Origin of the sequence: Azospirillum sp. ST 5-10, from assembly GCF_051225715.1 — a bacterium.
In the GTDB taxonomy this organism is placed as follows: Bacteria; Pseudomonadota; Alphaproteobacteria; order Azospirillales; family Azospirillaceae; genus Azospirillum.
In genome coordinates, this window is the sequence record NZ_JBPJSP010000030.1 from 40,747 (window position 1) to 57,884 (window position 17,138).

Annotated in this window: 17 protein-coding genes and 1 tRNA gene; 14 read left to right on the top strand and 4 right to left on the bottom strand. The window is 71.0% G+C overall.

Annotated features, from left to right (window positions below; all coding sequences use genetic code 11):
- The first annotated feature begins 73 nt into the window (after nucleotides 1-73).
- From gatC to ACSBPG_RS25520, 5 genes are all read left to right on the top strand, one after another.
- Nucleotides 74-361: an Asp-tRNA(Asn)/Glu-tRNA(Gln) amidotransferase subunit GatC gene (gene gatC, locus ACSBPG_RS25500; protein ID WP_435540050.1), complete on the top strand. Its 288-nt coding sequence runs from the start codon at nucleotides 74-76 to the stop codon at nucleotides 359-361.
- Nucleotides 361-1,842: an Asp-tRNA(Asn)/Glu-tRNA(Gln) amidotransferase subunit GatA gene (gene gatA, locus ACSBPG_RS25505; RefSeq protein ID WP_435540051.1), complete on the top strand. Its 1,482-nt coding sequence runs from the start codon at nucleotides 361-363 to the stop codon at nucleotides 1,840-1,842. The genes gatC and gatA overlap by 1 nt, the downstream gene beginning before the upstream one ends.
- Before the next feature lie 22 nt (nucleotides 1,843-1,864).
- Nucleotides 1,865-3,316, top strand: coding sequence for an Asp-tRNA(Asn)/Glu-tRNA(Gln) amidotransferase subunit GatB (gene gatB, locus ACSBPG_RS25510; RefSeq protein WP_435540052.1), 1,452 nt, complete (start codon nucleotides 1,865-1,867; stop codon nucleotides 3,314-3,316).
- Nucleotides 3,317-3,427: 111 nt separating this feature from the next.
- A complete protein-coding gene (locus ACSBPG_RS25515; RefSeq protein WP_435540053.1) occupies nucleotides 3,428-5,476 on the top strand; it encodes a PAS domain-containing sensor histidine kinase in 2,049 nt (682 codons plus the stop codon).
- A gap of 32 nt (nucleotides 5,477-5,508) precedes the next feature.
- Entirely contained in the window at nucleotides 5,509-6,123 is a 615-nt protein-coding gene (locus tag ACSBPG_RS25520; protein ID WP_435540054.1) for a glutathione S-transferase family protein, read from the top strand.
- Between the two features lie 22 nt (nucleotides 6,124-6,145).
- Here the strand turns inward: ACSBPG_RS25520 and ACSBPG_RS25525 are convergent, their stop codons facing one another.
- Nucleotides 6,146-6,382, bottom strand: a complete 237-nt coding sequence (locus ACSBPG_RS25525; protein ID WP_435540055.1) for a hypothetical protein — start codon at nucleotides 6,380-6,382, stop codon at nucleotides 6,146-6,148.
- Nucleotides 6,383-6,614: 232 nt separating this feature from the next.
- Between ACSBPG_RS25525 and ACSBPG_RS25530 the strand changes: the two genes are divergently transcribed.
- Nucleotides 6,615-6,706, top strand: a tRNA-Ser gene (locus tag ACSBPG_RS25530).
- A 1,083-nt stretch (nucleotides 6,707-7,789) separates the two neighbouring features.
- On the opposite strand, the gene ACSBPG_RS25535 is transcribed toward ACSBPG_RS25530, so the two are convergent.
- The 3 genes from ACSBPG_RS25535 to ACSBPG_RS25545 form a co-directional block, all read right to left on the bottom strand.
- On the bottom strand, nucleotides 7,790-8,116 hold the full coding sequence (locus ACSBPG_RS25535; protein WP_435540056.1) for a hypothetical protein: 327 nt from the start codon (nucleotides 8,114-8,116) through the stop codon (nucleotides 7,790-7,792).
- Between the two features lie 101 nt (nucleotides 8,117-8,217).
- Nucleotides 8,218-8,391, bottom strand: coding sequence for a hypothetical protein (locus tag ACSBPG_RS25540; RefSeq protein ID WP_435540057.1), 174 nt, complete (start codon nucleotides 8,389-8,391; stop codon nucleotides 8,218-8,220).
- Between the two features lie 122 nt (nucleotides 8,392-8,513).
- Nucleotides 8,514-9,260 (bottom strand): sulfite exporter TauE/SafE family protein, encoded by a 747-nt coding sequence (locus ACSBPG_RS25545; RefSeq protein ID WP_435540058.1) that lies wholly within the window; start codon nucleotides 9,258-9,260, stop codon nucleotides 8,514-8,516.
- Between the two features lie 100 nt (nucleotides 9,261-9,360).
- On the opposite strand from ACSBPG_RS25545, the gene ACSBPG_RS25550 reads away from it, so the two are divergent.
- From ACSBPG_RS25550 to ACSBPG_RS25585, 8 genes are all read left to right on the top strand, one after another.
- Entirely contained in the window at nucleotides 9,361-10,257 is an 897-nt protein-coding gene (locus tag ACSBPG_RS25550; RefSeq protein WP_435540059.1) for a LysR family transcriptional regulator, read from the top strand.
- A 226-nt stretch (nucleotides 10,258-10,483) separates the two neighbouring features.
- Nucleotides 10,484-11,071 (top strand): DUF2087 domain-containing protein, encoded by a 588-nt coding sequence (locus ACSBPG_RS25555; protein ID WP_435540060.1) that lies wholly within the window; start codon nucleotides 10,484-10,486, stop codon nucleotides 11,069-11,071.
- Nucleotides 11,072-11,174: 103 nt separating this feature from the next.
- Nucleotides 11,175-11,708: a nickel-responsive transcriptional regulator NikR gene (gene nikR / locus ACSBPG_RS25560; protein ID WP_435540061.1), complete on the top strand. Its 534-nt coding sequence runs from the start codon at nucleotides 11,175-11,177 to the stop codon at nucleotides 11,706-11,708.
- Between the two features lie 117 nt (nucleotides 11,709-11,825).
- Nucleotides 11,826-12,608 carry a DUF4198 domain-containing protein gene (locus tag ACSBPG_RS25565; protein ID WP_435540062.1) on the top strand — a complete coding sequence of 261 codons (783 nt, stop codon included), beginning with the start codon at nucleotides 11,826-11,828 and terminating at the stop codon, nucleotides 12,606-12,608.
- Nucleotides 12,609-12,630: 22 nt separating this feature from the next.
- On the top strand, nucleotides 12,631-13,821 hold the full coding sequence (gene cbiM / locus ACSBPG_RS25570) for a cobalt transporter CbiM (protein WP_435540063.1): 1,191 nt from the start codon (nucleotides 12,631-12,633) through the stop codon (nucleotides 13,819-13,821).
- Complete coding sequence (gene cbiQ / locus ACSBPG_RS25575; protein ID WP_435540064.1) at nucleotides 13,818-14,579, top strand: cobalt ECF transporter T component CbiQ; 762 nt, start codon at nucleotides 13,818-13,820, stop codon at nucleotides 14,577-14,579. Before cbiM ends, cbiQ begins: the two co-directional genes overlap by 4 nt.
- A complete protein-coding gene (locus ACSBPG_RS25580; protein ID WP_435540065.1) occupies nucleotides 14,576-15,235 on the top strand; it encodes an energy-coupling factor ABC transporter ATP-binding protein in 660 nt (219 codons plus the stop codon). The genes cbiQ and ACSBPG_RS25580 overlap by 4 nt, the downstream gene beginning before the upstream one ends.
- A 126-nt stretch (nucleotides 15,236-15,361) precedes the next feature.
- Complete coding sequence (locus tag ACSBPG_RS25585) at nucleotides 15,362-17,050, top strand: methyl-accepting chemotaxis protein (protein WP_435540066.1); 1,689 nt, start codon at nucleotides 15,362-15,364, stop codon at nucleotides 17,048-17,050.
- The last annotated feature ends 88 nt before the right edge of the window (nucleotides 17,051-17,138 follow it).

Consider the following 17,138-nt stretch of genomic DNA (forward strand, 5'->3'; position numbering starts at 1 on the left):
CGTTGCAGCGCTCCGCCGCGGGTGCTAGCTTCCGAGCCGCTTTATCTCCAGTCGTCGCGGAAGAGAGTTAGGGATGTCGCTCGACAAGGCCGCCGTGGCCAGGATCGCGCATCTGGCCCGCATCAAGGTGCCGGACGAGGAACTCGACCATCTGGCCGGCGAGCTCAGCCGGATCCTGGATTTCGTGGAGCAGCTCGGCGAGGTGGACACGGACGGCGTGCCGCCGATGGCCAGCGTCGCCGCGCAGAAGCTGCGCTGGCGCCAGGACGAGGTCACCGACGGCGGCCAGGCGGACGCGATCCTCAAGAACGGGCCGGAGACGGCCGAGGGCCATTTCTGCGTGCCGAAGGTGGTCGAGTGATGAGCGGGCTGACCCATCTGACCATGGCCGAGGCCCTGAAGGGGCTGGCGGCCAAGGAGTTCACCGCGGTCGAGCTGACCGAGGCGCACGTCCGCGCCATGGAGACGGTGCGTCCCCTCAACGCCTTCATCACCGAGACGCCGGACAAGGCGCTGGCGATGGCGCGGGAGTCCGACGCCCGCCGCGCCAAGGGCGAGGCCGGCCCGATGGACGGTCTGCCCATCGCGGTGAAGGACCTGTTCTGCACGAAGGACGTGCTGACCACCGCGGCCAGCCACATCCTCGACGGCTTCCAGCCGCCCTATGAATCGACCGTCACCGCCAACCTGTGGCGCGACGGCGCGGTCATGCTGGGCAAGGTGAACCTGGACGAGTTCGCCATGGGCTCGGCCAACATCACCTCCTACTACGGCAACGTGGTGAATCCCTGGAGCCCGGGCGAGCCCGGCGCCTGGACGCGCACCCTGGTGCCCGGCGGCTCGTCGGGCGGCTCGGCGGCGGCCGTGGCGGCGCGCTGCGCGCTCGGCGCCACCGGCACCGACACCGGCGGCTCGATCCGCCAGCCCGCCGCCTTCGTCGGCATCGTCGGCGTCAAGCCGACCTACGGGCGCTGCTCGCGCTGGGGCATCGTCGCCTTCGCCTCGTCGCTGGACCAGGCCGGGCCGATGACGCGCACGGTGCGCGACGGCGCCATCATGCTGCGCTCCATGGCCGGCTTCGACCCCAAGGATTCCACCAGCGTCGACATGGCGGTGCCCGATTTCGAGACGGCGCTGACCGGCGACGTCCGCGGGCTGCGGGTCGGCATCCCCAAGGAGTACCGGGTCGACGGCATGCCGGCCGAGATCGAGCAGATCTGGCAGAAGGGCGTGGAGTGGCTGAAGGCGGCCGGCGCCGAGCCGGTGGAGATCAGCCTGCCGCACACCAAGTACGCGCTGCCCACCTATTACATCGTCGCCCCCGCCGAGGCCTCGTCCAACCTAGCGCGCTACGACGGCGTGCGCTACGGCCTGCGGGTCGAGGGCGGCAACCTCAAGGAGATGTACGAGAACACCCGGGGCGCCGGTTTCGGCAAGGAGGTGCGGCGGCGCATCCTCATCGGCACCTACGTGCTCTCGGCCGGCTACTACGACGCCTACTATCTCAAGGCGCAGAAGGTCCGCAGCCGCATCAAGCAGGACTTCGACGAGGCGTTCCGGAGCTGCGACGTCATCCTCACGCCGACCGCGCCGTCGGGCGCCTTCGCCGTCGGCGAGAAGATGGACGACCCGATCCAGATGTACCTGAACGACGTCTTCACGGTGCCGGTCAACCTCGCCGGCCTGCCCGGCATGAGCCTTCCCGCCGGACTGGGCGCCGACGGCCTGCCGCTCGGCCTGCAGCTCATCGGCCGGCCGTTCGACGAGGAGACCCTGTTCCGCGTCGGCGGCGTCCTGGAAGAGGCGGCGCAGTTCACCGCCACCCCGCCGTTCACGGCCTGAGCCTGAGAAGACGAGTGAAGCGATGACCTACATCCAGGGTGAAACGGGCGATTGGGAAGTGGTGATCGGGCTGGAGGTCCATGCCCAGATCGTCTCGAAGGCGAAGCTGTTCTCCGGCGCCGCGACCGACTTCGGGTCGGCCGCCAACAGCCAGGTGAGCTTCGTCGACGCCGCGTTCCCCGGCATGCTGCCGGTGATCAACGGCTTCTGCGTCGAGCAGGCGGTGCGCACCGGCCTCGGCCTGAAGGCGGAGATCAACCTGTTCTCGGTGTTCGACCGCAAGAACTACTTCTACGCCGACCTGCCGCAGGGCTACCAGATCAGCCAGTATCTCCAGCCGGTGGTGGGCAAGGGGCAGCTCGTGCTCGACCTGCCCGACGGCTCGTCGCGCACGGTCGGCATCACCCGCCTGCACCTGGAGCAGGACGCCGGCAAGTCGATCCACGACCTCCACCCGTCGAAGACCTTCATCGACCTCAACCGGTCCGGCGTGGCGCTGATGGAGATCGTCTCGGAGCCCGACCTGCGCTCGGCCGAGGAGGCCGGCGCCTATCTGCGCAAGCTGCGGTCGATCCTGCGCTATCTCGGCACCTGCGACGGCAACATGGAGGAGGGCTCCATGCGCTGCGACTGCAACGTGTCGGTGCGCAAGCCGGGCGGACCGCTGGGCACGCGCTGCGAGATCAAGAACGTCAACTCCATCCGCTTCGTCCAGGCGGCCATCGACTTCGAGGCGCGCCGCCAGATCGAGGTGCTGGAGGAGGGCGGCACGATCTCCCAGGAGACGCGGCTGTGGGACACCACCCGCCTCGTCACCCGCTCCATGCGCTCCAAGGAGGAGGCGCACGACTACCGCTACTTCCCCGACCCCGACCTCCTGCCGCTGGAACTGGACCCGGCCTGGGTCGAGGCGATCAAGCGGGACCTGCCGGAGTTGCCGGACGAGAAGAAGGCGCGCTTCATCAGCGCCTACAAGCTGTCGCCCTACGACGCCAACGTGCTGGTGAACGAGAAGGCCAAGGCCGACTACTTCGAGGCGGTGGCCGCCGGGCGCGATCCCAAGATGGCGGCCAACTGGGTGACGGTGGAGCTGTTCGGCGCCCTCAACAGGGCCGGCAGGGACATCGAGGACAGCCCGGTGTCGGCCGCCGACCTCGGCGCGCTGCTCGACCTGATCAGCGACAACACCATCTCCGGGCGCATCGCCAAGGACGTCTTCGAGACCATGTTCGAAACCGGCGGCAAGCCCGGCGACATCGTCGAGGAGAAGGGGCTGCGCCAGGTGACCGACACCGGCGCCATCGAGGCGGCGATCGACGCCGTGCTGGCCGCCAACGCCGACAAGGTGGAGGAGTTCCGCGGCGGCAAGGACAAGCTGTTCGGCTTCTTCGTCGGCCAGACCATGAAGGCCACCCAGGGCAAGGCCAACCCGGCGCTGGTCAACGAGATCCTGACCCGCAGGCTGAAGGGCTGAGGCGCCGCCGCGCGACCCCGCCGGAACCGAGCGGACCGGCGGGGCGACGCGGCGAATTGGCGGTTGCAAATCCCGCACTGCCTGTGTCCAGTGGGACCGGCGGGAGGCGGAATGAGTGCACTCACCCTGATCGTTGCCGGCGTGGCGCTGCTGGCCGGTGCGCTTGGCGGCTTCCTGATCGGCCGGCGGCGGCCGGCCGGCGACGGCGAGGCGCGGCTGCGCGCCGTCCTCGACACCGCACCGGTGGGCGTCATCATCAACACCCGCGCCGGCGCCAACCTGTACCGCAACGCCCGGGCGCGGGCGTTCTTCCGCCGCAGCGACGCCGAGTTCGAGACGGGGGGCGTGGTGGCGCTGTACGCCCGTCCCGAGGACCGCGCCCGCTACGTCGACCGCCTCTACCGCGACGGCGCCTTCACCGAGGAGGAGGTGCTGTTCCGCAAGGGCGACGGCGAGACCTACGTCGGCAGCATGACCTCGGCCGTGCTGGAGTACGGCGGCCGGCCGGCGCACATCACCTGGCTGCACGACCTGACTCCGCAGCGGGAGGCCGACGCCGCGCGGCGCGACCTGGCGGCGCGCCTGGAGATGGCCCTGGAGGCGACCAACGCCGCCGCCTGGGACGCCGACCTGGTGCAGCGGACGTGCTGGTGGTCCGACACCTTCCCGCGCATGCTCGGCTTCACGACGCCGCCGGAGATGCCCGCCGACTTCTGGGAGGGGCGCCTCCATCCCGACGACCGGCAGCGGGTGCTCGCCACCATCGCCGCCTATCTCGGCGGCGAGACGACCCGCTACGACTACACCTACCGGCTGCGGCGCGAGGACGGCACCTGGATCTGGATCGAGGCCAAGGGCCGGGTGCTGCGCGACGGCAGCGGGCGGGCGGTGCGCTACGTCGGCATCATGGCCGACGTCACCGAACGCCGCCGCCAGGAGGAGACGCTGCGGCGCAGCGAACAGCAGCTCCTGCGCATCCTCGAGGTCAGCCCGATCGCCTGCAACATCACGACGCGGGACGGCCGCTGGCTGTTCTGCAACGCGCAGTCGGCGCAGATGATCGGCCGGTCGCGCCAGGACCTGATGGAGACCGCGCCGGCGCTGCTCTACGCCAATCCCGAGGACCGCACCCGGCTGATGGACCGCCTGGACCGGGAGGGCGCCTTCCGCGACGCCGAGGTCGCCTTCCGGCGCGACGACGGCTCGCTCGTCTGGGTGCTGTCGTCGTGGAGGGAGATCGAGTTCGAGGGGGAGCGGGCGCTGCTGACCTGGCTCTACGACATCACCGACCGCAAGGCCGGCGAGGCCGAGGTCATGGCCGCCAAGGAGGCGGCGGAGGGGGCGCTGGCCGACCTGCGCGTCGCCCAGGAGAGCCTGATCCAGGCGGAGGCCATGGCCTCGCTGGGTCAGCTCGTCGCCGGGGTGGCGCACGAGATCAACACACCCATCGGCATCGGCCTCACCGCGGCCACCCATCTGCTGGAGCAGACGCGGAGCCTGCGCGAGCGTTTCGCCGGCGGCGGCATGCGCCGCTCCGACCTCGGCCACTACCTGGACGCGGTCGAGGAGGCGGCGCGCCTGCTGGTGGCCAACGTCAACCGCGCCGCCGACCTGGTGCACAGCTTCAAGCAGGTGGCGGTCGACCAGAGCTCCGGCGAACGCCGGGTGTTCGACCTGCAGACCTACATCGGCGAGGTGCTCTTCAGCCTGCGCCCGCGCCTGAAGCGCTCCGGCGTGGTCGTCGAGGTGGACTGCCCCGAGGGCATCCGCATGGACAGCTATCCCGGGGCCCTGGCTCAGGTGCTGTCCAACCTGACGGTCAACGCGGTGGTCCACGCCTTTCCCGACGGGTCGCCGGGGCGCATCCGGGTCGTCGTGCGGCGGGCCGGTGCCGCGGAGGTGGTGGTGGAGTTCGCCGACGACGGTGCCGGCATCGAGCAGGCGACCCTGGCCAAGATCTTCGAGCCGTTCTTCACCACCAAGCGCGGCGAAGGGGGCAGCGGCCTCGGCCTGCACATCGTGCGCAACACGGTGAGCGACGTGCTGGGCGGCCGGGTGGAGGTCGATTCGGCGGTGGGGCAGGGCACGCGCTTCACCTTGACCCTGCCATGCACCGCCCCCGCGGCGCTGGACCCCGCGCCGGCGCTGTCGGCATCCTGAGGGCCGCACACGTCCGAGGAGGGATTTCGCAGATGATCGAGCTCTACACCTGGGGCACGCCCAACGGGCGCAAGGTCTCCATCATGCTGGAGGAGGTCGGGCTGCCCTACACGGTGCATCCCGTCAACATCGGCAAGGACGAGCAGTTCGACCCGGCCTTCCTGGCGATCAGCCCCAACAACAAGATCCCCGCCATCGTCGACCCCGACGGGCCGGGCGGCAAGCCGCTCGCGCTGTTCGAGTCGGGCGCCATCCTCATCTATCTCGCGGAGAAGACCGGCAGGCTGCTGCCGACCGACCCGCGCGACCGGATCGTCGCGCTGCAGTGGCTGATGTTCCAGATGGGCGGGGTGGGGCCGATGCTGGGCCAGGCGCACCATTTCCGGCGCTTCGCCCCGGAGCAGATCCCCTACGCCGTCCGCCGCTACTCCGACGAGGCGAAGCGGCTGTACGGCGTCATGGACAAGCACCTGGCGAGGGCGGACTGGTTCGCCGGCGACTACGGCATCGCCGACATCGCCATCTATCCGTGGCTGCAGCGCTGGGAGTGGCAGGGCATCGACCTTGCCGACTTCCCCAACGTCAAGCGCTGGATGGACGCCGTGGGCGCCCGCCCGGCGGTGCAGAAGGGGATGGCGGTGCCCTGAGCCGCCGCGCGCGGCGGGCGGATCAGGCGGCGTGCAGCTCGTGGTACTGCAGGTGCTTGGGACGCCGGCCGCGCCGCTTGGGCGCGGTGAAGGCGGCGTTGCGGCCGTCGCGGCCCTCCGCCTCGGCGCGCAGCTCCTGGATGCAGCGCTCCAGCAGCTCCTTCTCGCGCAGATCCTCGCGGTCGGTGATCTCCAGGCAGCTCAGCTTGTTCTCGACGAGGTCGATCAGCGTTTCGACGCAGCGCTTCGACATGGTCATGGGTTGCCCTCCTCTCCGACGAACGAGCCGGTCCGCCCGGCATCGACTGCTGATGCAACCCATCATAGGCGATCATTCTAAAATGTCGATAAAATTTTACCCATATTTGTTCCACTTCGCGCGTGGGGCGGTGCGACAAAGGGGCCTTGCCGGGGCTTTGTAGGCGTTGACAACGGCGCCTGCGGCCCGCTAGAACCCTCTCCAGCCACGGCGCCCCAGGGCGTCTGCCGGTGGAGCGGTGGGTGAGTGGCTTAAACCAGCAGTTTGCTAAACTGTCGTACGGGTTAAACCGTACCGGGGGTTCGAATCCCCCCCGCTCCGCCATCTCCGCTTTTTCCATTTCCGTCGGCCACCGCAAGCAAGCAAGCCGTGAAGGGCTTGATCCAAGGCTGGCGTGCGCCTCGGGTCGGCCGGTTTGGCCAGTGCCGCGCACCGTCGACCACGCGAATCCGCGGTGCTATGACGCGAACGCTGAGCGGACGCGGTGATGATTTTCCGAGTGGCGACGGTGTGGCCTGTCACGGTGCAATCCTTCCACAGGCGGTACTGCGTCAGGCCACACAGTAGGTACAGCGAGAAGGCCTGCAGCTTACATTGTCCCCAGATGACGTGCCCTATCGATTCGAAAGAGTGCCGCCCAAACTGCTGCACCCTTGGGCGGACGTAATCAACGTGCTGCCGTCGGGGCGTGTGCATTTGGCAACCGCGCCTGCCTCTGAAGCTGTGCTGGATGACGGATCCGGAATGAATCGCGATCTCCAGCCTGCCGCCTCCATGCATTGATAGAATAGATTCTCCGTACGATTTTGTTCTGCTGCGCATCCAAGAATGCCACGGCAGAGTGCAGGCGAAGCTGCATTTGCTTCATATCGACACTGCGCAGAGGCTTTTTGCAGTGTTGTGTCTCCCCATACTCTTATCCATTTGATATGTCCGCTTGGCGCGCACGATGATAAGCCAATAGCTACCGGCGCAAGCAATAATAAACGCATATCCGGGCCCTCCAGTTCGGCTAACCTACATCTGTCGGTCGCGTCTCAGTGTTATCTCTGCAGCGGAGAAAATGACAGGGAACGTGTCTAATTTGAAGGGAAACAAGAAGCGAGATGCGCACGTGTGCGTGTCTCGGGCAAATCCACTGCCTGCGTCAGCCAACTCGAACCTGCAGGAGGATCTGCCACCGGCTGCTGACATAGGGACGAGGATCGGGCGGCGTCGCATGCAGGTGGTCGTGCAGAATCATCGTTTGCCGATTCGGGACCAAAGTGGAGGACGGGGACGGCGGACGTTGACCGGCCATCTGATTCTCCCGTTGGCCGACATCCCTCCAACGATCGCGCCCGTCGAGATCGCACGGGCGGAGCACAGGACTCGCCGCCTCCGGCGGGGACAGCCGCGGCGCAGCCGCTAGGCGCGTCTGCCGTAGTTGCCGAACCCTACGTTGAACAAGGCGTTGATCAGGACGGGCAAGGGGTTCATGACGGTGGACAGGAAGCCGAAGCCGCCGGCCACGCCGTCGAGCTGATCGTCGCTCAGCGGCCCATCGCTTTGGGCGCCGGCCAATTCCGCGTCGACGTGCGCGCGAATGTCCGCGGCGCTCGTCCCGATGTTGTGCTCGGCGGCGATGCGGGCGAGCATCGCGTATGCCTGGTCGATGTCTTCGGCCTCGCGGAGGGGCAGGGCCACGTCGGGTCTCGTCGCGAGAAGGTGCTGAAGGCGTTCGATGCCCGTCATTGCGCACTCCTGTCCGTGAAAGGGCGGACGGATCGTACGTCAAACGACGGTGGTGTCCAGGCGTCCATGGTCACCCCCCGGGGGCGGCCGGAAGGCTACGGCTACGGGCCGACACCCCTTTCCCGCTGGTCCCACTCCTTCCACATCGCCCAGGCGATGCGCCCGGCGAGCATGCCGGCCTCGTCGGCGTTCTTCGGCGCGATCGGGGTGGTGGCCAGCAGGTGCGCTGCGGCTCTGATGCAGGCGACCTTGATCATCGTCTCGTCGGCAGGCATCGCGTGGTCCTTTCCATGACGGACGCAGTGTACGTCTGCGGGAAGACACGACGGAGGGGCGCTTCGGGAGGTGCCACGGAATCGCGGCAGCGTCTGCCGAGGCGCCTCGCCGGCCGCCTCCGTCACAGGAACGGCCGCGCGAGCATGTCGACGCCGAGGGCGAGCAGGGCGATCAGGAAGCAACGGCGGAAAACCGTCGGGCTGATCCTGCGGCGCACGATCTGCCCCGCTCCCATGCCGGCGAGGGCCGGCACGACCGCCAGGGCCGACAGGGCGAGATGGTCCGCCTGGACGGCGCCCCGCCCCGCCAGCCCCGCCGCCAGCGCGACGGTGGAGACGGTGAAGGACAGGCCGAGCGCCTGCACCAGATCCTCCTTGCCGAGGCCCAGCGCCTGGAGGTAGGGCACGGCGGGGATGACGAAGACGCCGGTGCCGCCCGTGACGAGGCCGGTCGCCGCGCCGACGGCGGCCGACAGCCGCGGTTCCAGCCGCGCCGGCACGCGGAGCGGGCGCGCGACGAGCGCGTGGGCGGCGTAGAGGACGAGGGCACCGCCGAGCGCCGCCGTCGTCAGCCGTGCGTCGCCGCCGGCCAGCAGCGACGAGCCGGCCACCGTCCCCGCCATGATCGTCAGCATCATCCCGCGGAGGCGGCGCACCAGCGCGCCGATCCCCGGCCCGGCGAGGAGCTGCCAGACGTTGGTCACGAAGGAGGGGACGATCAGCAGGCTGGCCGCCGCCAGCGGCGAGAGCAGCGCGCCGAGCACGCCCATGGCGAACGTCGGCAGTCCCATGCCGGTGACGCCCTTGACGACGCCGGCGGCGAAGAAGGTCGCGGCGATCGCCGCGATCGTGCCTGTCGAATGTTCCATCATGCCTTCGGCATACCGGAATCCGCGGCGGGGACAATGCGGATGATCCGCAGACAGACTTCGGCTGGCCCATAGGCTGGAGGTCGGCTATCGTTGCCGGATGCGCTTCGACCTGACCGACCTGCGCCTGTTCCTCGCCGTCGTCGACGCCGGCAGCATCACGCACGGCGCGGCGGCGGTCGGGCTGTCCCTGCCGGCCGCCAGCGAACGGCTGCGCGCCATGGAGGCCGCCGGCGAGGTGACGCTGCTGGAGCGCGGCCGCCGCGGCGTCCGGCCGACGCCGGCCGGCGAGGCGCTGGCGCATCACGCCCGCCTGATCCAGCGCCAGATGGCGCGGCTGCACGGCGAGCTCGGCGAACATGCGGGCGGGCTGCGCGCGACCGTCCGGCTCGCCGCCAACACGGCGGCACTCACCGAGTTCCTGCCGGAGCGGCTCGGGCCCTGGATGGCGGCCCGACCGCGGATCGACGTCGAGCTGATGGAACGCCAGAGCGTCGACGTCGCCAGGGCCGTCGCCGCCGGGCTGGTGGACATCGGCGTCCTGTCCGACGCGGTCGACACCGGCGGGCTGCAGCGGCGTCCCTTCGCCGTCGATCGGCTGGTCCTGGTGGTTCCCCGCGGGCACGCGCTGGCGGCGGCGAAGCGGGTCGCCTTCGCCGACGTGCTGCACCAGCCCTTCGTCGGGCTGGCGGGCGGCGCGCTGCAGGACCACGTCGACGCGCAGGCGGCCAGGGTCGGCGCCCGCCTGAAGACGCGGGTGCGGCTGCGCACCTTCGAGGGCATCTGCCGCATGGTGGCCGACGGCGTCGGCCTGGGCATCCTGCCGGCGACGGCGGCGCGGCGCTGGAGCCGGGCGGCCGGGATCGCCCCGGTCCGCCTCGTCGACGACTGGGCGGTGCGCCGGCTGTCGGTGTGCGTCCGCGCGGCGGACGACCTGGCACCGCCGGCGCGGGACCTCGTCGCGCATCTCGCGTCGGACGGTGCGGCGGCGCCGTAGACGCCGTCGGCGGAGCGGGCCGTTCCGTCGGACGCCGTCCTTGCAAAGGCGAGCGGCGGCGGCGTACAGTCGCGCCTGGTCGGCAGTTCACCGAGGCGTCGCCGCCCCGCGAGGGGAAGCTAAACCTGCCATGTCCACCGATCGACCGACACCTTATCCCGTGCCGAGTCGGAAGAGGCGACCACCGACGCTCCAGACCTGGATCGGCACATCGTGAGGATAAGCGATGTCGAAACCAGCCCTGCCGTTCGCGGCCCACGACATGTCCGCGCTCGCCCGCTCGCTGAAGGACCAGCTCGCCGCGTGCGAGGGCGCTCCCGGCCATGTCGAACTGCTCAACATGCTCGCCCGCTCCGTCGGCTGCCGGAACTTCCAGCATTTCCGCGCCCAGTCGGCCGCCCGTGAGCGCCTCGAGGCGGCGCCCGCGGAGCCGCCGCCCGATCCCGCCGACCCGGTGCGGGTGATGCGGCTGGCCCGCTACTTCGACGCCGAAGGCCAGCTCCAGCGCTGGCCCTCCAAGGCCAGCCACCAGGAGGCCTGCCTGTGGGTGCTGTGGTCGCGGCTGCCGGCCGGCCGCGTCCTCGACGAGCCGCAGGTCAACCGCCTGCTGCAGGCCGGCCACCGCTTCGGCGACCACGCCCTGCTGCGGCGGTGGCTCTGCGACTACGGCATGGTGGCCCGCACCGTCGACGGCCGGGAGTACCGCCGCGTCGAACGCCGCCCGCCGGCCGATGCCCGCGCGCTGATCCACCACGTGCGCCGGCGCGACGGCGGCCGGGCCGGGCCGGCGCCGCGTCCGGCGGCGACCGCGTGAGCCCATCGGCCGGCGCCGGGGCGGGCCGCGGCGGATTCGCCTCGGCGCCGGCCCGGCCGGTGTGCTACGACCGGGGGCAGTCCTCAGAACGGTGTGGCCGGCCATGGAACGGGTGACGGTTTCCCTCGACGACGCGCTGCTGGCGCAGTTCGACGACTTCATCCGCCGCAAGGGCTACACGAACCGTTCGGAGGCGGTGCGCGACGTGCTCCGCGACCGGCTGCAGGAGGACCGCCTCGCCGAGGACCGCGCCCCCTTCTGCGTCGCCAGCCTCAGCTACGTCTACAACCACCACGAACGCGAGCTGGCGCGGCGCATCGCCGAGATCCACCACCGGCACCACGACCTCGTCCGTTCCACCATGCACGTCCACCTCGACCACGACACCTGCCTGGAGGTGACCATGCTCGAGGGGCCGACCGGGGCGGTGAAGGAACTCGCCGACGCCATCTCGTCGGAAACCGGCGTGCGGCACGGCCAGGTCAACCTGGTTCCCGTGTCCGCCGACGCCCAGCACCAGCACCAGCACGGGCATGGGCACGGCGCCGGGCACGATCATGGGCATGGCCCTGGCCACGAGGCCGGCGGCGACGAAGCCCCGGTGCGGCCGCACGCCCACACCCCCGGGCGGTCCTGACGTGCGGCAATTCCCCACGCCCGCCGAGGGTTGACGCCGCCGGCCGTGTATGAAGAATAAAAAAATCGTCGTACCACACCGGCCCCGCCGCTGCGGCGGAGCCCATCGGGGGATCGCATGGGGACCGCATCCGCACCCGCCGCCCTGGCGGGAATCGCCGCCGCTTGCCTGACGATGGCGGCGGCATCCGCCGAGGCGCACTTCCTGGAGCTGCTGCCGTCGGACGAGATCGTTCCCGTGGAAGGGCAACGCACCGTCACCCTGGACCTCGTCTTCACCCACCCCATGGAAGGCGGTCCGACCATGGACCTGGCGCCGCCGGTCCGCTTCGGCGTGCTCAGCGGCGGCACCCAGCACGACCTGCGGGCCGCGCTGGCGCCGCGGAGCGTCGACGGCAAGACGGCGTTCACCGCCAGCCACCGCTTCGCCGCACCCGGCGACTACATCTTCTACCTGGAGCCGGCACCCTATTGGGAACCGGCGGAAAAGGTCCACATCGTCCACTACGTCAAGACCGTGGTCGATGTCGGCGGCGGCGAGGACTGGGACGCCCTGGTCGGCTTCCCCGTCGAGATCCGGCCGCTGACCCGCCCCTACGGCATCTGGACCGGCAACCTGTTCCGCGGGCTCGCGCTGAAGGACGGAAAGCCGCTGGCTTTCGCCGACGTCGAGGTGGAATGGGTGAACGACGGTTCGGTCACGCCGCCGTCCGACCCCTTCATCACCCAGGTGGTCCGCACCGACCCCTCCGGCGTCTTCGCCTACGCCCTGCCGCGGGCCGGCTGGTGGGGCTTCACCGTGCTGGCCGAGGCCGACCGGACCCTGGCGGCGCCCGACGGCACGCAGGCGCCGGTCGAGACCGGAGGGGCCATCTGGGTCCGGGCCGTGGACATGAAGTGACCGGCGGCGGAGAGGCGCGATCATGGCCCACATTCCCGACGGCGTCCTGTCCGTTCCCGTTCTCGTCGCCGGCGCGGCGGTGGCCGCCGCCGGCTGCGCCTACGGGCTGAAGCGCCTGGAGCCCGAGGCCATCCCGCGGGTCGGGGTTCTGGCGTCGATGTTCTTCGTCGCGTCGCTGGTCCATTTCCCCGTCGGCCCCACCAGCGTCCACCTCATCCTCAACGGCCTGACCGGGGTGGCCCTGGGCTGGGCGGCCTTTCCGGCGATCCTGGTGGCGCTGCTGCTGCAGGCGGTGCTGTTCGGCTTCGGCGGGCTCACCTCCCTCGGCGTCAACGTCGCCATCATGGCGGTCCCGGCGGTGGCGTGCGGGGCCATGGTGGGCGCGGTGCGCCGGCTGAGCGGGAACGACCCGCGCTGGACCGTCGCCGCCGCCGGCGGCGCCGGCGCGTTCGGCGTCCTCGGCACGGCGCTGGCGGTGGCCCTGGTGCTGGCGCTCAGCGGCCGGGAGTTCGTGCCGGCGGCGCGGCTGGCGGTGCTCGCCCATCTGCCGGTGATGGCGATCGAGGCGTTCTTCACCGCGGCGGCGGTGGCCCTGGTGCTGCGCGTCAAGCCGGGCATCCTCGCCGCCGCCGCGCTGGCCCTGGCGGTGTTGGGCTCGGGGAACGACGCGCAGGCCCACAAGCTCAAGATCTTCGCCGCCGCCGAGGGGGCGGCCGTCTCCGGCTACGCCTATTTCGACGCCGGCACGCGGGCGCAGGACGCCCGCGTCACCGCCATCACCCCCGACGGCGCGGTGGCCTTCGAGGGGCGCACCGACGCGCGCGGATCCTTCCGGTTCGAGGCGCAGCGGCGGCTCGACCACCGCCTCGCCGTCGACGCCGGCGACGGGCATCAGGCGTGGTTCACCGTCCGCGCCGCCGAACTGCCCGAAGGGCTGCCGTCGGGCGCCGCCGCCGGCGGTGCCCCGCCGCCCGCCACGGCGGCGCCGGCCGCAGCGGCGGCCGCCGGAACACCCGCCGGGGAGGACCTCGCGGCACTGATCGAGCGCAGCGTGGCCCGGCAGGTCCGGCCGTTGCGCGAGGACCTCGACGCCGACCGCGAGGCCGTCCGCCTGCACGACGTGCTGGGCGGCATCGGGTACATCGTCGGGCTGGCCGGCCTGGCCTACGGGCTCGCCAACCGGTCCCGGCGCCTGCCGGAGGACAGACGATGAGCCTGCTCTGCGCCGGGGCCGGCGGCCGCGACGGCGGCATCGTCCGCGCCCTCGACCCGCGCACCCGGGTGCTCGCCGCGCTGGGGTTCGCGGTCGCGGTCGTCGCGCTCGACGCGCCGGCAGCCCTGGCCGCGGCGCTCGCCCTGGCGGCGGCGCTGGCCGTGGCCGCCCGCCTGCCGCTGGCCGGCACCCTGCGCCGGCTGGCGGCCCTCGACGGCGTGGTGGCGCTGGCCGTGCTGACGCTGCCGTTCACCGTCCCCGGCACGCCCTGGTTCACCGTGGCCGGCGTGAGCGCGACGGCGGAGGGAGCGGTCCGCGCCGCCGCCATCCTGCTGAAGGCCAACGCCACCGTGCTCGCCCTCCTGGCCCTGGTCGGCACGATGGACGCGGTGGTCCTCGGCCGCACCCTGGCCCGGCTCGGCGCGCCGGACAAGCTCGTCCATCTCTACTTCTTCACGGTGCGCTACCTCGACGTGCTCGACCACGAGTACCGGCGGCTGCGCACCGCGATGCGCTGCCGCGGCTTCCGGGCGCGCACCGACCGCCATACCTGGCGCAGCATCGGCTGGCTGTTCGGCATGCTGATCGTCCGCTCGGTCGAGCGGGCCGAGCGGATCGTCGCCGCCATGCGCTGTCGCGGCTTCGACGGGCATCTGCGCGGGCTCGACGAGGATCCCGGCTTCCGCCGCGGCGACGGCGTCTTCGCCCTGGCCTCGACCGTCGGCGTGCTTCTGGTCGCCATGGTGGGCTGGCTGTGACGGCGCCGCTCTTCCGCCTGGAGGGCATCGCCTTCGCCTACGAGCCGGGGCGGCCGGTGCTGGCCGGCGCCTCCTTCTCGCTGCACGCCGGCGAGCGGGTGGCGCTGGTCGGCCCGAACGGGGCGGGCAAGACGACCCTGTTCCACCTCATGGTCGGCCTGCTGCGGCCGTCCGCCGGGAGCGTCGAGGCCTTCGGCGCGGTGCGGCGCAGCGAGAAGGATTTCCGCGCCGTGCGCCGCCGCGCCGGCCTGCTGTTCCAGGATTCCGACGACCAACTCTTCTGTCCCACGGTGATCGAGGACGTGGCCTTCGGCCCCCTGAACCTCGGCCTGGCGCCACGCGAGGCCCGGGCCCGGGCGCTCGACACGCTGGGCGCCCTCGGGCTGGAGGGGTTCGGGGACCGCGTCACGCACCGGCTGTCCGGCGGGCAGAAGCGGCTGGTGGCGTTGGCGACCGTGCTCGCCATGGCGCCGGAGGTGCTGCTGCTGGACGAGCCCACCAACGGCCTCGACACGGCCACCGAGAAGCGGCTGATCGCCATCCTGGCCGAGTTGCCCCAGGCCATGGTGATGATCTCCCACGACGAGCGGGTGCTGGCCCGGCTCGCCCGGCGCCGCGTCCGTCTCGACGGCGGCCGGCTGCTGGACGAGGCGTGACGGCTCCCCCGCGCTGCGGCATATGCGCCCACCGCGAACTACGCCGTAAGTTTTAAAGCTTCTGCAATATCGGGCGCCGAAGACTCGGCTCGGTAACAGACAACCCTATCGAGCGGGGAGGGCGCGATGCCGTCCATCTCACTTTCCATCCGGACGAAGCTCTGGAGTCTCGTCGTGCTGGCCAGCCTGGCCTGTTCGGTGATCGTCGCAACGGCGCTCTATCTCAGCTACAGCCGCATGTACCAGGACCGCGTCGACGCGCTGCGCTTCATGGTCGAGGCGGGCCACGGCCTTGCGGTGAAGTTCGAGGCCGAGGCGGCGGCCGGCCGCATGTCCCGCGAGGAGGCGCAGAGCCGCTTCAAGGAGGCGCTCCTGGCCATCCGCTACAACGGTGAGGAGTACCTGTTCGCCCACACCTACGGTGCCGTCGGCTTCGCCCATCCCAGCGACAAGCTGATGGGCAAGGACGTGTCCGGCATCAAGGACAGCCGGGGGGTGCCGGTGATCCCCGCCCTGGTCGACATCGTCAAGCGCGGCGGCGAAGGCACCTACGCCTACGATTGGCCACGCACCCTCGGCGGCACGGAGACGGCGGTCAAGGTTGCCTACGTCAAGGGATTCGATCCCTGGGGCATCTTCATCGGCACGGGAATCTTCGTCGATGACATCCGCGCCGAGTTCCTGGCGCAGCTCTCGACGCTGATGGGGGTGGTGGCGGTGCTGGCGCTGCCGGCCATCGTCCTGCTCGCCTACGTCGGCCACTCGGTCAGCGTCACCCTCCGCCGCCTCGCCGAGAAGATGCGCGCCCTGGCGTCCGGCGACCTCGCCGTGACGTTCCCCGAGACCGGGCGCGGCGACGAACTCGGCGCCATGGCGCGAGCGGTGCAGGTGTTCAAGGAGAACGCCGAGGCGAAGATCCGGCTGGAGGCCGAGCAGGCCGAACTGGCGCGCCGCGCCGAGGAGGACAAGCGCCGCACCATGGCGCAGCTCGCCGACAACTTCGAGCAGGCGGTGGGCGGCGTCATCCGCTCGGTCGCCGAGGAGGCCGAGGGCATGGAGCGGCGAGTCCAGGAGATGACGCGGTCGGCCGACCAGACGAACAACCTGGCCGGCACCGTCGCGGCGGCGACGCAGCAGACCTCGGCCAACGTGCAGACCGTCGCGTCGGCCACCGAGGAGCTGTCGGGCTCGATCGGCGAGATCAGCCGGCAGGTCGGCCAGTCCTCGCAGATCGCCCGCGAGGCGGTGGTGATCGCCGGACGCGCCAACGACAAGGTCGGCGGACTGGCCGTGGCGGTCGAGCGCATCGGCGCCGTGGTCGAGCTGATCAATTCCATCGCCAGCCAGACCAACCTGCTGGCCTTGAACGCCACCATCGAGGCGGCGCGCGCCGGCGAGGCCGGCAAGGGCTTCGCCGTCGTCGCCTCGGAGGTCAAGGCGCTGGCGAACCAGACCGCCAAGGCCACCGAGGACATCGCCGCCCAGGTGGCCAACGTCCAGACGGTGACCGGCGAGGCGGTGCGGGAGATCCAGGAGGTCGCCCGGGTGATCGGCCACATCAACGAGGTGGCGACCTCGATCGCCTCGGCCGTCGAGGAGCAGGGTGCCGCGACCCAGGAGATCAGCCGCAACATCCAGCAGGCCGCCCACGGCACCCAGGAGGTCTCGACCAGCATCGGCGGGGTCAACGCCGCCGCCGGCGCGAGCGGCAAGGTCGCCTACGAGGTGCTGGAGTCGGTCCGCCACCTCTCGGTCCACGCCGACGAGCTGACCGGCGAGCTCGGCCGCTTCCTGGCGCGCGTGCGCGTCGGCTGAGGCTCCTGGGACGCCCGCGCCGTCGTGTCCGGGGGTCTCGGTGCGGTCGGCGTGCTATAACCCGACGCTGCGCCGTCCGCAGGGGGCG

Coding starts and splice junctions, on each gene's coding strand:
- gatC (WP_435540050.1), top strand. CDS start 74: ATGTCGCTCGACAAGGCCGCCGTGGCCAGGATCGCGCATCTGGCCCGC.
- gatA (WP_435540051.1), top strand. CDS start 361: ATGAGCGGGCTGACCCATCTGACCATGGCCGAGGCCCTGAAGGGGCTG.
- gatB (WP_435540052.1), top strand. CDS start 1,865: ATGACCTACATCCAGGGTGAAACGGGCGATTGGGAAGTGGTGATCGGG.
- ACSBPG_RS25515 (WP_435540053.1), top strand. CDS start 3,428: ATGAGTGCACTCACCCTGATCGTTGCCGGCGTGGCGCTGCTGGCCGGT.
- ACSBPG_RS25520 (WP_435540054.1), top strand. CDS start 5,509: ATGATCGAGCTCTACACCTGGGGCACGCCCAACGGGCGCAAGGTCTCC.
- ACSBPG_RS25525 (WP_435540055.1), bottom strand. CDS start 6,382: ATGACCATGTCGAAGCGCTGCGTCGAAACGCTGATCGACCTCGTCGAG.
- ACSBPG_RS25535 (WP_435540056.1), bottom strand. CDS start 8,116: ATGACGGGCATCGAACGCCTTCAGCACCTTCTCGCGACGAGACCCGAC.
- ACSBPG_RS25540 (WP_435540057.1), bottom strand. CDS start 8,391: ATGCCTGCCGACGAGACGATGATCAAGGTCGCCTGCATCAGAGCCGCA.
- ACSBPG_RS25545 (WP_435540058.1), bottom strand. CDS start 9,260: ATGGAACATTCGACAGGCACGATCGCGGCGATCGCCGCGACCTTCTTC.
- ACSBPG_RS25550 (WP_435540059.1), top strand. CDS start 9,361: ATGCGCTTCGACCTGACCGACCTGCGCCTGTTCCTCGCCGTCGTCGAC.
- ACSBPG_RS25555 (WP_435540060.1), top strand. CDS start 10,484: ATGTCGAAACCAGCCCTGCCGTTCGCGGCCCACGACATGTCCGCGCTC.
- nikR (WP_435540061.1), top strand. CDS start 11,175: ATGGAACGGGTGACGGTTTCCCTCGACGACGCGCTGCTGGCGCAGTTC.
- ACSBPG_RS25565 (WP_435540062.1), top strand. CDS start 11,826: ATGGGGACCGCATCCGCACCCGCCGCCCTGGCGGGAATCGCCGCCGCT.
- cbiM (WP_435540063.1), top strand. CDS start 12,631: ATGGCCCACATTCCCGACGGCGTCCTGTCCGTTCCCGTTCTCGTCGCC.
- cbiQ (WP_435540064.1), top strand. CDS start 13,818: ATGAGCCTGCTCTGCGCCGGGGCCGGCGGCCGCGACGGCGGCATCGTC.
- ACSBPG_RS25585 (WP_435540066.1), top strand. CDS start 15,362: ATGCCGTCCATCTCACTTTCCATCCGGACGAAGCTCTGGAGTCTCGTC.